This is a genomic window from Pseudoalteromonas phenolica (genome assembly GCF_005886345.1).
GTDB lineage: Bacteria > Pseudomonadota > Gammaproteobacteria > Enterobacterales > Alteromonadaceae > Pseudoalteromonas > Pseudoalteromonas phenolica_A.
In genome coordinates, this window is sequence record NZ_PNEC01000007.1 from 16,195 (window position 1) to 30,742 (window position 14,548).

At 41.3% G+C, this 14,548-nt stretch carries 13 protein-coding genes; 9 read left to right on the plus strand and 4 right to left on the minus strand.

All coding sequences use genetic code 11. The features are described 5' to 3' along the window. The first annotated feature begins 111 nt into the window (after window positions 1-111). Both CWB72_RS03515 and CWB72_RS03520 read left to right on the plus strand, forming a co-directional pair. A complete protein-coding gene (locus tag CWB72_RS03515) occupies window positions 112-1,683 on the plus strand; it encodes an EAL domain-containing protein (protein WP_212747872.1) in 1,572 nt (523 codons plus the stop codon). A gap of 81 nt (window positions 1,684-1,764) precedes the next feature. Further along, the gene (locus CWB72_RS03520) at window positions 1,765-2,448 is read left to right on the plus strand and encodes an aspartate/glutamate racemase family protein (RefSeq protein ID WP_171037212.1); all 684 of its coding nucleotides are present in this window, start codon (window positions 1,765-1,767) and stop codon (window positions 2,446-2,448) included. Between the two features lie 51 nt (window positions 2,449-2,499). Here CWB72_RS03520 and CWB72_RS03525 read toward each other — a convergent pair whose 3' ends face one another. After that, entirely contained in the window at window positions 2,500-2,790 is a 291-nt protein-coding gene (locus tag CWB72_RS03525; protein WP_138629291.1) for an antibiotic biosynthesis monooxygenase family protein, read from the minus strand. 28 nt (window positions 2,791-2,818) lie between these two features. Next, window positions 2,819-3,706, minus strand: coding sequence for an alpha/beta hydrolase (locus CWB72_RS03530; RefSeq protein ID WP_138629294.1), 888 nt, complete (start codon window positions 3,704-3,706; stop codon window positions 2,819-2,821). A 184-nt stretch (window positions 3,707-3,890) separates the two neighbouring features. Between CWB72_RS03530 and CWB72_RS03535 the strand changes: the two genes are divergently transcribed. The 4 genes from CWB72_RS03535 (at window position 3,891) to CWB72_RS03550 (ending at window position 8,985) form a co-directional block, all read left to right on the plus strand. Continuing rightward, window positions 3,891-4,553 carry an ABC transporter ATP-binding protein gene (locus CWB72_RS03535; protein ID WP_138629296.1) on the plus strand — a complete coding sequence of 221 codons (663 nt, stop codon included), beginning with the start codon at window positions 3,891-3,893 and terminating at the stop codon, window positions 4,551-4,553. Then, window positions 4,544-7,114, plus strand: a complete 2,571-nt coding sequence (locus tag CWB72_RS03540) for an ABC transporter permease (protein ID WP_138629298.1) — start codon at window positions 4,544-4,546, stop codon at window positions 7,112-7,114. The genes CWB72_RS03535 and CWB72_RS03540 overlap by 10 nt, the downstream gene beginning before the upstream one ends. Window positions 7,115-7,213: 99 nt before the next feature. Beyond that, window positions 7,214-8,257, plus strand: coding sequence for a PLP-dependent cysteine synthase family protein (locus tag CWB72_RS03545; protein WP_138566715.1), 1,044 nt, complete (start codon window positions 7,214-7,216; stop codon window positions 8,255-8,257). 272 nt (window positions 8,258-8,529) lie between these two features. Then, complete coding sequence (locus CWB72_RS03550) at window positions 8,530-8,985, plus strand: GNAT family N-acetyltransferase (RefSeq protein WP_130256063.1); 456 nt, start codon at window positions 8,530-8,532, stop codon at window positions 8,983-8,985. On the opposite strand, the gene CWB72_RS03555 is transcribed toward CWB72_RS03550, so the two are convergent. After that, a complete protein-coding gene (locus CWB72_RS03555; protein ID WP_130256064.1) occupies window positions 8,982-9,176 on the minus strand; it encodes a hypothetical protein in 195 nt (64 codons plus the stop codon). The two genes, CWB72_RS03550 and CWB72_RS03555, sit on opposite strands and share 4 nt — an antisense overlap. A 298-nt stretch (window positions 9,177-9,474) precedes the next feature. Between CWB72_RS03555 and CWB72_RS03560 the strand changes: the two genes are divergently transcribed. Both CWB72_RS03560 and CWB72_RS03565 read left to right on the plus strand, forming a co-directional pair. Then, window positions 9,475-10,857 (plus strand): alkaline phosphatase PhoX, encoded by a 1,383-nt coding sequence (locus CWB72_RS03560; protein ID WP_138629300.1) that lies wholly within the window; start codon window positions 9,475-9,477, stop codon window positions 10,855-10,857. A 253-nt stretch (window positions 10,858-11,110) separates the two neighbouring features. Then, window positions 11,111-12,667, plus strand: a complete 1,557-nt coding sequence (locus CWB72_RS03565; RefSeq protein ID WP_138629302.1) for an AbgT family transporter — start codon at window positions 11,111-11,113, stop codon at window positions 12,665-12,667. Window positions 12,668-13,009: 342 nt separating this feature from the next. On the opposite strand, the gene CWB72_RS03570 is transcribed toward CWB72_RS03565, so the two are convergent. Next, window positions 13,010-13,492 carry a GNAT family N-acetyltransferase gene (locus CWB72_RS03570; RefSeq protein WP_138566718.1) on the minus strand — a complete coding sequence of 161 codons (483 nt, stop codon included), beginning with the start codon at window positions 13,490-13,492 and terminating at the stop codon, window positions 13,010-13,012. A gap of 112 nt (window positions 13,493-13,604) precedes the next feature. Here CWB72_RS03570 and CWB72_RS03575 point away from each other — a divergent pair, with 112 nt between their 5' ends. Continuing rightward, window positions 13,605-14,510: a LysR family transcriptional regulator gene (locus tag CWB72_RS03575; protein ID WP_138629304.1), complete on the plus strand. Its 906-nt coding sequence runs from the start codon at window positions 13,605-13,607 to the stop codon at window positions 14,508-14,510. The last annotated feature ends 38 nt before the right edge of the window (window positions 14,511-14,548 follow it).

The window sequence follows — 14,548 nt, forward strand, 5'->3', positions numbered from 1 at the left end:
TAATATAACTGACATAAAACTATTTTACTCTGCAAAGCTGAATTATCTTTGGTTTGGAATTAGCAATAAAACGTAAGCACCACTACGAAAATGCTGATTGGGTTGAGTAAAGTGCTATTTTTCAGTCATAAATTTAAAGCATTAAGTATTGCACTGGCAGGGATGCTTGCTGTAATTGCTATTCTATATCCACGTGAAATTTCGAGTAAAAAGCTGACAGCAGTTGCGCAAGTGAGATCTGATTTCAACTGGCTGAACAGAGAGCTAAATCAGCAAATAGAGCAGCTAAAAGATTTTTTCGTTACGCACGACAATTTAGATGCTCAATGTACTGAGCAAACGCTTCTTGAGCTTAGAAAAGCCCATTTTAAGATCCCCAACATAGCTGAAATGGGCATTATGAATCCAGAGGGTGAACTGGTTTGTACTAGTTGGAAAAAATTAGAGCAGCCAATCAGAACTGCAGGGCCTAAACCTCCCAAGACCTCAGAGCTGAGGTTTTTTGGCCCTATACATACCAGTTTTGTGGGAGAATCTGCACTCGTTATCGCTAAAACGCGCAGCGATGGCTATGAAATTAATGCCTTGTTACCCCAATCAATTTTGCACCACCAATTAGAAGATCTCGATCGACCATACAATTATATCGTGATCGCTGATTCACACTCAGGGGTGCCTATCTCCAAAATTGGGCAATATAGTTTACCAATAACAGAGCCATTGTTTCCCATATCAATGCCATTAATGTTAAAAGGTAGCACTTTTGATGATGGTGAAGCACACCTTCTTGTTGCTGAGCCATTGGCTGATTTGCCGAGCTTGTCTTTGATTATGGCAATTGATGAAGAGAAACTATATAGACATGTTTATATACCGTCTTTATCTAGCTTACTGATTTATACCATCACCTTTGTTTTATTATTTTTACTGGCAAGAAGTTACCAAAAATACTATCAGAGTCGAAAAAGTCACTTAAAAGATGCGATTTCTCAAGGCCAAATAACTAACTTTTATCAATTAATTTGGGACACGAAGAGCAAGCGTTTCGCCAGCGCTGAAACCTTAGTGCGCTTAAACGACCCTGTTGAGGGAATGCTTACACCTAACTTTTTTCTCGCAGATATTGAGGCCAGTGATTTGCTTAAAGAGATGACTTACAAAATCATTCACTCTTTAATTCAAGATGCTGACATTCTGACGAAACAACTCAATATAGAAAAGGTAAATATCAATATTACTGGTGAGCATCTAAAAGATGCACATTTTAAGACGCTAATATTAAAACTGAACCAGTTAATTCCTGTTTTGGTTTTAGAGCTCACCGAAAATGAATTAGTTGAACTAGATAACCAGCATGTCATTCAAGCGATTAATGACTTTAAAGCACAGGGCATATTGCTGGCGATTGACGATTTTGGTACAGGTTATGCGGGCTTACAGTATTTAAAGTCGTTGCCATTAGATATCATAAAAATTGATCAAAGTTATGTGGCGGCCATTGGCACCGAATCTCAACTTGCGACTATGTTAGATGCCCTAATTGAGCTTGCAAAAACGTTTAAAATTGATGTGGTGGCAGAAGGCGTTGAGACTCAAGCGCAAGCTGATTACTTAGTCGATAAAGGCGTGTATTTACATCAAGGCTGGAAATACCACAAAGCCTGTTTGCTGAGTGATATTTAAAAAGTACGTACCTAATATGGCGAGTTAGTAACCTTTTCATGTAGACTGCATGAGACATCTAATAATAAAAAGGACAATATTTTGAAACACATAGGGATTGCAGCAGTGACCGCTGAAGGCGCAGCAATAACATATAAATATATATGTTCTGCATCAGAGCAAGTGTTTGGCAAGCACACCCATCCAGAAATATCGATTCATGGCTTTTCATTTTCTGAGCATGTGAATTTTGGGCCTGAGCGTCTGAAAAAGTGGCAAGATTTATTGGTGCGTTCAATCAATAAATTAGAGGCTACTGGTGCACAACTGGTGATTTGCCCTTCAAACACGCCCCACGAAGTTTATGAGCAAGTATGTGAAAAAATTAATATCCCATGGCTGAATATTGCAGATGAAGTGGCTAAAGTTGCAGAGCAAAAACAATACAAGAAAATATTACTATTGGGCACTCAATTCACATTCAACAGTGCTTTTTATCCAAATGCCTTTGAACATTTAGCGGCTGAAATTGTTATACCAACTGATGAAGAGCAAGTGCTGGTGCATTCGATGATTGTTGATGAACTTGTTTCTGGCGTGGTAAGTGAAAACGCAAAACAGGCAATGCAAGGTTTACTCAGTAAATATGCTCAGCAAGGCCTAGATTCGGTTATTCTAGGGTGTACAGAATTACCCCTTATTATTGATGAAGCGCTTACTCATATGGCTATACTTGATTCAACACAGATCTTAGGCGACGCCGCCATAAAAGCGGCAACCAATTAATGATAGTGTAAATTGTAGTGAGTATGCTGATAGCTGCATTTTGGGCGGCTATCAGCTAAAACTATAACGTCTTTTAATTTCAACAACCTCGACTATATAAGATTTATACCATTTATCACGACCTAACTGTTGTGCAACGGAATGTTGGCTGTCTTGGTGCCAGCGTTTTATGTCATCTTCGTCAAGCCAATAAGAAATCGCGACTTCTTGCTCACCCTCTTGCACTGCTAAAAAGTCTTGGCAGTTGTATTTTTCAAAAGCAAGTTCTCGCATTACTTTGACCATTTTCGAATAGTCTGAGTCTTGTTTATTGGCGATGGCTTTAAAAATGACGGCGTACATACTTGCTCCTATATAGTAAATCAACGGCTTATAAATGTTTAGCTCTGAAAGCTTGGTAGGCTGTAAGCGCTTTTGGCACCGATACCACCGGGTTCTCGCCATGGCCTGCACCTTGGCTAAAGCTGTACTGCCAAGTAAGGTTTTCAGGCGCACCTTGCTCTAAGACTTCAATTAAGCCATTAAAAGATCCTGTGATGATGCTGGGTTCTTCAGCCCCTAGGCTTAAATAAAAGAGTTTAGGCTTCCCAGCCAGTTGCTTAATGTCTTGTCGAAATTGCTCAACTACCACTGAATCGTCATACCAAGCAGCGGGGCTAAAAGCAAAGTAACCGTTAAATAAGTCAGGTTTGGTGACCATGGTATAAATCACAAAACTACCACCAGCAGAGTAACCACTTAAAATGCGCTCGCCACTGAGAGAATAGTGTTTATACATATAAGGCAGTACTTCGGTCTCTATGAATGACAAGAACAAGTCTGCTTTGCCAAATATCTCAGGGTCGTTATCGTTTGCAGGGCGGGGCTCGATATTTACATCACGACGCGCATAAGGCGGCACTAAATCTCGGTTGCGGGTATTGGTCCAAAACTGATTCGGAATAGACACCAAAATTGCTTCGGGATAAGTTTTTTGCTCGGCAAACTCGTCGAGAACAGCGTCCCAACGGGCTAGGTTAAAGTTGCCGTCTGAGCGAATAATGAGGGGATATTGTTTATCGGCAGAATAATTTTCGGGCAAGCGGATAAATATTTTTCGAGATTCATTGAGCACCTGAGACTCTATCACGCGGTCTTCAAAGTCCGACGTGTAGTATTTGTTATATTGATAGGCTTTAAAACCTGAAAACCCTATTACAGCGAATAAAGCGGTGCCTAATAGCCAAGATTTTTTATTTGATTTTATTTTTATAAACATACTTTAAACATCCAAATCCTTGTTTCTGAATAGGTAACTTAATTTAAAACAACGAATATGAAAAGTAATCTGCGCATTCTTGTTAATCAAAATTGTAAGCAAAGATGTGAAAATGTTTCTTCACATTCCTTTCACAGCCAATCATAAATACTAAGCCCAGACATAAAAATAAACGGAGTTCACTATGGGCATCGCAATCAATTTAACGAACCTGACACACCATATTCCTGTTAATAAGGACTTAAACTTAGCATTACTTGAAAACGCATCATTGCAAATTAAAGCAACTGAACAAGTTGCCATCGTGGGCGCGTCAGGCAGTGGTAAAACGACTTTGTTGAGTATTCTGGCAGGTCTTGAGCCGCTGCAAAGTGGTGAATTGGCTTTTATCAAACAGCAGGTAGCACTTAATTCGGGCGAGATAAATCAGCATAGTGGCTTTGTGTTTCAGCAATTCCATTTAATTCCCGAGTTAGATGCATTGAATAATGTGGCACTGCCATTGAAATTAAAAGGTGATAAACAGGCATTTGAAAAAGCACGCAATTGGTTATCTAAAGTCGGCCTTACTGAACGTGCTGACTTTTCGGTCAGTAAGCTAAGTGGTGGTGAACAGCAGCGTGTTGCCATCGCGCGGGCTTTTGTCTCTGAGCCTGCGCTTATTTTTGCTGATGAACCAACGGGTAATCTTGATGAGCAAACCGCTGAGCATATCAGTCAATTAATGTTGAAATGTTGTCGCGAAACCAATGCGACTTTAGTGCTAATTACTCATAATCAAGCCTTAGCTGAACAGCTCGACACAGTTTATAAACTAGAGCATGGGAGGTTGCAGTTATGCTCGTAAATGCACTTTCAAATCTCATAGATAAACGCACGCCAGTGTCAGCCAATGGCTATTCCATCAAGTCATTATGGGCACTGTCTTGGCAATTTCATTGGCAGCAAACCCGCTCACGCGTCAATCTAGTTCAGTTACTCACACTCTTCATCTTATTCTTCTATCTGAGCTTCACCACACTGCTTGGCAATGGTGTACAAGGGTATTTAAAGCAAAACTTGCAGCAATTGTTAGGTGCTGACTCGGTGGTACAAACCTTTCAACCTTTAAACCAAGCTCAGCGTTCGGCGTTTATTCAACATAGTCATGAGCTTAGCGAAACCCAGACCTTTAATGTCACGCTGACGCATCAAGTCGCAGATAAACATTTGGCCCAATTAGTGAGATTAAAAGCCGTTGACGATAATTATCCTGTACTTGGTTCGCTAGGCGTAACTGAGGCTCAAGGGCTCACTACAACAGAGTATATAAAAGGGCCAAGCCAAGGTGAGATTTGGTTAGAACCACGTTTAGCCGCTGCCTTGTCACTTAAGATCAATGATGAAATTAAAGTCGCGGGGCAAACCTTTAGATTCACTCATTATTTGATCTCAGAGCCTGACAGGTTAAGTGAGGGGCATAACAGTGATATGCGTGCCATGGTGCATTTAGCCTCACTTAAAAAGTTAATAGAAGCCGATACACTTGAAGCGAAATCTTATCGATACTTAATGGCACATGATGAAACACAATTACAAAGTCTAGTTTCGGCCAGCGATGACATTGATGGCGCGACGCTCATCAATCAAACATTAGGTAATCACCCTTTAGCTAAAAGCTGGCAGCGAGTCGAAAAGTTTATGGGCTTAGTGTCTGTGTTGTTGGTGATTTTGGCGAGTATCATTTTGGCTCTAAGCAATCAAAACGTCATTAAGCCATTACAAACCTTTAGCGCTATTTGTATGGCCAATGGTTTAGCAAAACAGGCCAGTAAATGGTTGGTTATTTTTGGGGGTTTATTTACGACCGTTATTACTTTAGTGCCAAGTGTTTTATTGGCTACAGCGACCACTTATTTTGCGGTGCAATGGTTAGAAAACTACCAAATTGTGATTGCGCTTGATTGGCAGTGGACGGCGCTGTTAGAGGTGATAGCTATAGCACTCAGTCTTTATATTGCACTCACTTTGCCTGCTTGGTATTCAGTATTAACCACACCAGTTAAGCGCTTATTGATGAGTTATCAAGCTCCAGAGCGTAAGCAATGGCTCACGATTATGATGCCCCTCGTCGCTATTATTGCACTGATTGTATGGTACTCAGATAATTGGACTTTAACCGTCATGGTCGTCGGCACACTGTCGGCTTGCCTATTCGGTTTAGTTTTGTTTACTTGGTGTGTACTTGGCTTGGGCAAATGGGGGCTATCAAAGCGCGCTCAGCTATTTGGTTTTGCACTATACCTTATGCAACAACGTATATATGTAAAAGGGGCGCAGATCATTGCCTTAGGTTTGAGTCTGACCTTGCTGCTATTATCACTGCGGATCACGCAAGATGTCACCAATATACTTGAGCAACTTACCTTTAAAGGCCAAGGTAATGTGGTGATAAGCCAAGTAACGAAGACTGAGCAACAGGCGTTAGCGCAGTTTTTAACCCAATACCAAGGTCAAATTAACCATATTGCGCCATTTCAATACGCACAGCTAACCCATATCAATCAAGTCAAGCTTAACGAGACTGGGCTGCAACCCAGTGAGTCATCAGCGCGTTTAGAGCGACCCATTCGCCTGCACTGGCAAGCGAAAGTGCCAAGCAATAATAAAGTTGTATTGGGCAGTTGGCAAAGTGACCAAGTTCTTAAAGCAAATCAGTGGCCGGTTTCTATCGAAAGTGAAGTGTTTGAAGACATGCAATTTAAATTGGGTGATGTATTGCAAATGCGCATGGGTGAGCAGTCTGTGGAGTTGCTTGTTGCTTCTAAACATGACTTTGTTTCGGGCGGCAGTAACACGACGTTCTGGTTTGTAAGACATAGTAATGATGCGGTGGAAGATGTTGAAACATTTTATATGGGAGACGCACAACTGAGCGATGAAGCCCTGGCAAACCTTGGCCAAGTTTGGCAAGCACATCCTAGTATGCGCATGATGTCGGTAGATACCATATTGGCTGATATACGTTTCTATATGAACTTTTTAATCATGATAGTGGTGATCTACAGTGTATTCATTGCACTTCTTACTAACTTACTTTTAGCAGCTGCAATTTCGGTGCACCAAAAGCAAGATAAAGCCCGCAATGGTTTATTGACTGTATTTGGTATTGATAAAACCAAGCAAAAGTTACTGATATTTTATGAATGGGCAATTATTACCCTGTTGCCTGCATTGGTTGCCACTTTGTGTGTCTATTTCTCTATTGCTAGCTTTTATAAATATGAATTAGCCATGCCTTACCAAGCAAACTTTATGGCGGTGTTAACGCAAGCTTTACTAATGGCTGCAGCCATTGTTTTTACTGGTATTGTGATGTCGTTAAGGCAGTTAAAGACACCAACTAGGAGGTTACTAGAAGAGCAATAAAAGGTATTTATATTGAATTTTACAATAATAGTGCTTTGCTAAAGCACTATTATTGTGTGATATTAGTCCCCAATGAATGCACTGAATAAGGGAACTCTCATGCATAGAACTTGGGTTAATTGGGCAATAAAAACCATTGAAGCAGACTACACTCGTTCTGCTGATACTCATTTAATTCGTTTAGACTTAAAGTCTCACCCAGATATATTGCTTTATCTTAAAGATGAAAGTACTCACCCAACTGGCTCTTTGAAACACCGACTTGCCCGTTCACTTTTTTTGTATGCCTTATGTAATGGCCACATCACTGAAAACACCACAATTATAGAATCATCATCTGGAAGCACGGCTGTTTCAGAGGCCTACTTTGCTAAATTACTAGGTCTTGATTTTATTGCAGTCGTGCCAAAGTCAACGGCGCAAGAAAAAATCAAACAGATTGAGTTTTATGGTGGACGCTGCCACTTAGTTGAACAAACTGATCAAATTTATAGTGAATCTCAGCGCCTAGCTGATGAATTAAATGGTCACTATATGGATCAATTTACCTATGCAGAGCGTGCCACAGACTGGCGTGGTAATAACAATATTGCTGAAAGTATATTTAAACAAATGCAAGATGAACCTTATCCTATTCCTAGTTGGATAGTGATGAGTCCCGGGACTGGGGGCACTTCAGCGACTTTAGGGCGGTATTTAAGATTTCAAAAATACGATACCGGTTTGCTGGTGGTTGATCCAGAGTATTCAGTTTTTTACGACTATTTTAAAACCCGTAATACAGCTTTGACACTTGACCGAGGTAGCCGTATCGAAGGTATTGGCAGGCCACGTGTTGAACCGTCTTTTATTGCAGGGGTGGTAGACGAGATGCAAAAAGTGCCCGATGCCGCCAGTATTGCGACTATGCATTGGCTCAGTAGTAAATTAGGCAAGCGTGTAGGGCCATCATCAGGCACCAATATGTTTGGTGTATTAAATAAGGTATTAGAAATGCAGCAGCAAGGACAATCTGGTGCGATTGTTACTTTGCTATGTGACAGTGGCGAGCGGTATTTAAATACCTACCACAATCAGGACTGGGTTGCTGACAATATTGGAGACTACAGTCAATACAACGCTTTCTTAAAACAATTCCAATAACCTGAATTTTGATTAAGAGATTAACTAACATATTGATACTAGTTTGATATGTTTTTAAGTCTGCAGCTAGAGGCTTTTAGGGATAACAAAGCTCACGCGCCCAGCTATCGCCAAGGTACCTTCAACCATGAGGGCAAGGCTAATTGATGCGTCAATAGCTGGTCTATTGCAAGTGAATTCAGCGCCGTTAGCATTGAAAGTAGCCGCTGGAGATAAATTTATTAACTCATAGTTCAGGTAACATAACAATAAACAAAATAAGAAGTAAATACATGCACTTAAGAATCGCAACTCAGGATGATTTAACCGATTTATTGCACTTTGAACAAGCCGTAGTAGAAGCTGAACGTCCTTTTAACAAACACATAAAAGAAAAAAAGGCCACTTACTATGATTTGCCGTCATTAATAAATGACATAAATAGCCAATTACTGGTGTTAGAAGAAAAAGGCGAGATTATTGCCACGGGTTACATTCAAATTAGACCCAGCAAAAAGTCTCTGTCACACCAAGAACATGGTTACCTCGGCTTTATGTTCGTATTACCAGAGTATCGTGGTCGAGGCTTTAACCGTTTAGTGATGGATGCCTTGATTGGTTGGGGAAAAGCACAAGGCATCGACGTCTTTTATCTAGATGTATATGCGGAAAATCAAGCTGCGATTAACGCTTATAAGAAGTTAGGCTTCGAGCCTTCTTTGGTTGAGATGAAGCTTGAATGTGCTTAAAAGCCAGTCAGGCTAAATAAAGAAAATGACAAGGTCGCTACCGAGCCAATGGCAAGCATTGAGTATTCAGTTACTTTTTGTTGGTAGCGATTTTCATCATCTTTAGGTTCTAAAATAATCATCAAAATACCAGTAATGAAAAAAGCAAATGAGTAGATAACGAGAATCGTTAAAAGCGTATCAGTAAACATTATGACCTCATATTAAGCGCAAATAAAAAAGTAGCTTTATTGTGTAAAACAGTGAAAGTAATACAGACCGCGCAATTTTACCTCAATGTTCATGCCTCATCTATAAAATCTAACCTAAAGATATCAAAATATAGTTCGACTCTGTTCACATGCTTTGTAAATAACTTGTCTAATCTAGCGCAAAGATCATCTGAGTCGAAGTTTAAGTGATACAAACAATCTTGAAAATGGTGTGCTTTTGTTACATTATCACAAAATACTTAGAGTAATTGTACGAATTTAAATTTGGGGGGAATAAATGGTCTCACGTAGACAATTTACATTCAGTGCTGCGGCATTGGCTTTTTCGGGGTTAACCGTCAACATGATGGGCTGTCGCGGTAAAGAAGGCGATAGTGCGGCTTTGGCCGACATGCCGCTGTCATCAGGGTATGGCGATTTAGTTTCAGACAAAAATAGCATCCTAGACTTGCCGCCAGGGTTTAGTTATCAAGTGATCTCACAACTCGGCGATAAGATGGATGATGGTATGCCTGTACCAGACAATGCAGATGGTATGGGGTGTATCAAATTAGATGAAGACCGTGTCGCTTTGATTCGAAATCATGAGCTGGCTCAAAAGCACGTGAAAAAGTCAGCAGCGCCATGGCAGTCTTTTCAATCTAATAAAAGTTACGATAATTTAAAGTCTGGTACAGCACTACCGGGTGGAACCTCAACATTGGTTTACAATCTAAAAACGCAAGAGATAGAAAAACAATACATGAGCCTGATTGGCACTATCAGAAATTGTGCGGGTGGTACAACCCCTTGGGGCACTTGGTTAACTTGTGAAGAGTCAGTCGATCGCCCCGATGGTAATATTTCGAAAGATCATGGTTATATTTTTGAAGTACCTGCAGAGGCGAATGGTTTGGTAGAGCCCAAACCATTAGTCGCGATGGGTCGTTTCAACCATGAAGCGGCTGCTGTCGACCCAAGAACCGGCATTATTTATCTGACAGAAGACAGAGGCGACAGCCTACTTTATCGCTTTATGCCAAAAGTAAAAGGCCAGTTAAGTGAAGGGGGAACATTACAAGCCCTTGTCGTTAAACAAAAGCCAAAGTTTGATACTCGAAACTGGGCTGAAAACAGCATGGCACTGGGTGATTGGTTAGAGGTTGAATGGATCACGCTTTCAAACCCAGAAAGTCCCAATGATGATTTACGCGAACAGGGTTATGAAGCGGGCGCTGCGCTGTTTGCGCGTGGTGAAGGCATTCATTTTGGCACCAATGAATTGTATTTCTGTTGTACTAATGGAGGTCAAAAACAGTTTGGTCAAGTTATGCGTTATCAGCCATCTGCCTTTGAGGGCACAGCGCAAGAATCTCAGCACCCAGGCTTATTACAGTTATTTGTTGAGAGCACAGATGGTAGTCAGTATAACTTTGGTGACAACTTAACTGTGACTCCACAAGGCCATTTATTAGTGTGTGAAGACCAATATACCGATGTAACCCGAAACTTTTTAAGAGGGGTGACACCAAAAGGTGCAGTTTATCCGTTTGCAAAGCTTCACATTCAAACAGAGCCTGCAGGAGCGTGTTTCTCCCATGACGGCAAAACGTTATTTGTAAACCTTTACTCCCCGACTAAAACCCTCGCTATTACAGGTCCTTGGGAATCATTTAGTTAATAGCGACTTATATTCATACCTAAAACTCGTTTTCAGTCGGCTACGTTTCAAACCGTAGCCGCCCTCTTCTAGAGAAGTTAAAGATAAATTAAAAGTATAATTGTTAAATTATCTCTTTCTTATGTGGTTTTATCGGGTTTATTTTTAGTCTGTGAATAAATTGTTAAACTACCCTCATTTTTACAATTCTAACTTTTATGTAGATTGTTAGATCAGAAATAAAATAATAAATATTTAATATAGGAAGTAAAAAGTGTCGACAAGTGAAGTAGCTCAGCCAAGTAGCGGTGGTATCGTTGCATTTATTGAAAAGGCAGGTAAAAAAATACCCGATCCCATTATTATATTTATGTGGTTTTTGGTATTCGTATTTGCTTTAACCGCATTAATAGGCGGTTTAACGTTCGAAACACAAAGCGCTGATGGCAGCGCAATAACGCATACCATCAAAAATATGACAGAGGCGGAACATGTGCGTTGGGTGTTTGATAATGCCCTGCTGAACAACTGGCTCGGTTTTGGTGGCGGCGTATTAGGGGTTATCTTAATCGTGATGTTAGGTGTAGGGGTAGCTGAAAGCTCAGGCTTATTCAATGCCCTTATTAAGAAAATTGGCACACGTTTAAATGAAAAGTTTCTAGCGCCTGCACTTATCTTTTTAGGGATCATGAGCTCAATCGCAACCGATGCGGGCTACCTTATTCTTATTCCTTTGGCAGGTCTCTTATATGCGGGCCTTGGTAAAAACCCAATGATAGGTATGGCGGCTGCATTTGCCGGTGTATCAGCGGGGTTCAGTGCCAACTTAATCCCAGCCACGCCAGTAGATGTGATCATTGGTTTGAATGCACAAATTTTTGCTGAATCTCAAGGCATTCCTTTCCAAGCGGCAGATGGCAGTGCACTTACGCCAGCAACCATGCATTACTACTTTATTTTTGTCTCGACCTTTATGCTGGTGGGATTAGGTGCATGGGTAACCAAGAAGTTCATCGAACCTAAGTTTAAAGATATGCCTTATGACTTACCTGAGGGTATGGACTTGTCTGATTTTTCAGTGACTGAAGACGAGAAAAAAGGTCTTCGTGCCGCATTTTGGGGTCTACTTGCTTCAATTGGCGTAGTGGTTTTATTGGCGCTAGGGCCGCTAGCTCCATACGAAAATGACGCGGGCAAAACCGTGACGCCTTATTTAAATAATGTGATCTTGTTGATCACCTTTATTTTTACCTCTGTGGGTGCTGCTTTTGGTGTCGCAACAGGTAAATTCAAAAGCCTGATGGACGTAGTAAAAGCCATGGTCGCGCAAATGAATACCATGGGTTATATCTTAGTGCTTACCTTCTTCTGTTATAACTTCTTAGGTATTTTAGGTTATTCAGGCTTAGGCACATACATCACTTATCTAGGCGCAAGTGGTTTATCTGCGATGGGGTTACAAGATTCACCAATTATGTTGATAATCGGCTTTGTATTAACCACTGCTCTGATTAACCTATTCGTTGGTGGTCTTACGTCAAAGTGGATGCTATTAGGCCCAATTTTCGTGCCTATGCTGTATGCAGTAAACCCAGCCATGACGCCAGAACTTGTCGCTGCTGCGTATCGAGTTGCAGACTCATCGACAAACATCATCACTCCGATGATGACGTATGCCGGTGTTATTTTAGCGTTTATGCGTAAGTACAATAAAAACCTGAGTTTCGGTGATGTGATCACCATGATGATCCCGTACTCACTGACCTTCTTAGTGTTCTGGACTGGCTTATTAATCGCGTTCTTCGCGTTCAACATCCCGTTTGGGTTCTAAGTGCAAAATATATCTCGCTCCGCGAGATTACTTTTGCGCAAGGTGAAATGAGCGAGTTTAACCACTCTGGCTAGTGTTTGTTGCGTAGCAAGGTTATTTCTGCGCAACGTGGAATAAGCCGTTTTATATACTGTTAAGAAGTACTCTGTAAGCGAGATTACTTTTGCGCAAGGGTGACGAGTGACCGGAACGTAGTGCCGCAGCACGAGTAAGTGAGGGTATGGATACCCGAAGGACAATGCTACAGGGACGTAATCCCGCACGATATAAAATCGCGCCTACAAAGCAGCAACCTACTCGAACCCAACCTGTAGGCGCGGCTTTATGCCGCGCATTGTTTAGTTACTTCTCTGCAAAATTCACCAGTGTTTCACCACTCATGCGATAACCAATCCACTCATGTTGTGGCTCTGCGCCCAATGATTCGTAGAATTCGCGTGATGGCGTATTCCAATCTAAACAGCTCCATTCAAATCGGCCACAGCCTTTTTCAACGGCGATTTGTGCTAAACGTTTAAGTAGGGCAATACCAGCGCCTTTGCCTCTATGCTCAGGTGACACGTATAAATCTTCAAGATAAAGACCTGGCTTTGCTAGCCAAGTTGAATAGTTATAAAAATACACCGAGAAACCAATGGCTTCACCATCTAATTCACAAATTAAACCATGCACACCACTGTGCTCTGCGAACATGCTCGACTTAATGGTTTCTGGTGTGGCTAACACTTCATGCTCTGCTTTTTCATAAATGGCGAGCTCTTTAATAAAATATAAAATGGTGTCGATGTCGGTGACTTCTGCGGGTCGAATGGTAAGTTGTGACATAGCGCTTCCTCTTGGGTCTTATTCGCTCGTTATTTACTTTTTAAATATTAACCGAACAGAATAATGAAACCAGTGCATAATGTTCATAGTTAAATGAATACGGTGCAGGTTTATGGATCTCAAACAGTTTGACCTCAATTTATTACTGCTGTTCGATAAGCTTTATCAATATCGGTCGGTCTCAAAGGCCGCTGAGTCGTTATATTTAAGTCAATCTGCGTTTAGTCACGGCTTAGCTAGGCTGAGAAAGCGCCTAGACGACCCTTTATTTATTCGAGTGAATAATCAAATGCAGGCGACTGAAAGAGCTGAGCAATTAGCCCAGTATGTAAAACAAGCCTTGCCGTTACTAGAACTCGGACTAGGTCAAGCAAGCGGTTTCGACGCAAGTCACAGTGAGAAAACATTCCGTATCGCCGCGACCGATTACACTGAGTTTTGTTTTTTGCCTAAACTAACTCGGCACTTTGCCAAACAAGCGCCGCATATTCAGATTGAGATCTTGCCAGCCAGCCCTTTACCAATTAAAGAACAGTTGGAGCAGCGAAACTTAGATTTCGTATTAGGCTTTCAGCATGATGAACACCCGCAAGCCGGTGTTGAGCAGCTTGCTTGGTTCAGCGACAGTTACATTACCTTAGTGTGTAAAGCGCACCCGAGAATAAAAAATGCGCTGTCTCTAGAGCAATTTTTACAAGAGCAGCATATACGCATCGCACCGTGGGGAGAGTCACAAGGTATTGTCGACCAAGTATTAGCGAATTTAGGTCATACACGTCATGTTGCGTGTCAGCAAACCAGTGTACTTGTAGCACCGCACCTAGTGGCAGGCAGCGAGTATTTATTAACCCTGCCGACTCAAGTTGCCAAACAAGTACAGCAAGGGCAAAAGCTAACACGGTTACCACCACCTATCACGGTGCCCGACTATCATTTACAGCTTTATTGGCATCCACTAAAAGCCAGTAACCAGGCCAATAGATGGTTTGTAGAGCAAGTTAAAACCCTGTTTTTATAGGCTTAATCAAAACAAAAATAACTGGGGTGAAAAAACTT

Coding starts and splice junctions, on each gene's coding strand:
- CWB72_RS03525 (WP_138629291.1), bottom strand. CDS start 2,790: ATGTACGCCGTCATTTTTAAAGCCATCGCCAATAAACAAGACTCAGAC.
- CWB72_RS03530 (WP_138629294.1), bottom strand. CDS start 3,706: ATGTTTATAAAAATAAAATCAAATAAAAAATCTTGGCTATTAGGCACC.
- CWB72_RS03535 (WP_138629296.1), top strand. CDS start 3,891: ATGGGCATCGCAATCAATTTAACGAACCTGACACACCATATTCCTGTT.
- CWB72_RS03540 (WP_138629298.1), top strand. CDS start 4,544: ATGCTCGTAAATGCACTTTCAAATCTCATAGATAAACGCACGCCAGTG.
- CWB72_RS03545 (WP_138566715.1), top strand. CDS start 7,214: ATGCATAGAACTTGGGTTAATTGGGCAATAAAAACCATTGAAGCAGAC.
- CWB72_RS03550 (WP_130256063.1), top strand. CDS start 8,530: ATGCACTTAAGAATCGCAACTCAGGATGATTTAACCGATTTATTGCAC.
- CWB72_RS03555 (WP_130256064.1), bottom strand. CDS start 9,176: ATGTTTACTGATACGCTTTTAACGATTCTCGTTATCTACTCATTTGCT.
- CWB72_RS03560 (WP_138629300.1), top strand. CDS start 9,475: ATGGTCTCACGTAGACAATTTACATTCAGTGCTGCGGCATTGGCTTTT.
- CWB72_RS03570 (WP_138566718.1), bottom strand. CDS start 13,492: ATGTCACAACTTACCATTCGACCCGCAGAAGTCACCGACATCGACACC.
- CWB72_RS03575 (WP_138629304.1), top strand. CDS start 13,605: ATGGATCTCAAACAGTTTGACCTCAATTTATTACTGCTGTTCGATAAG.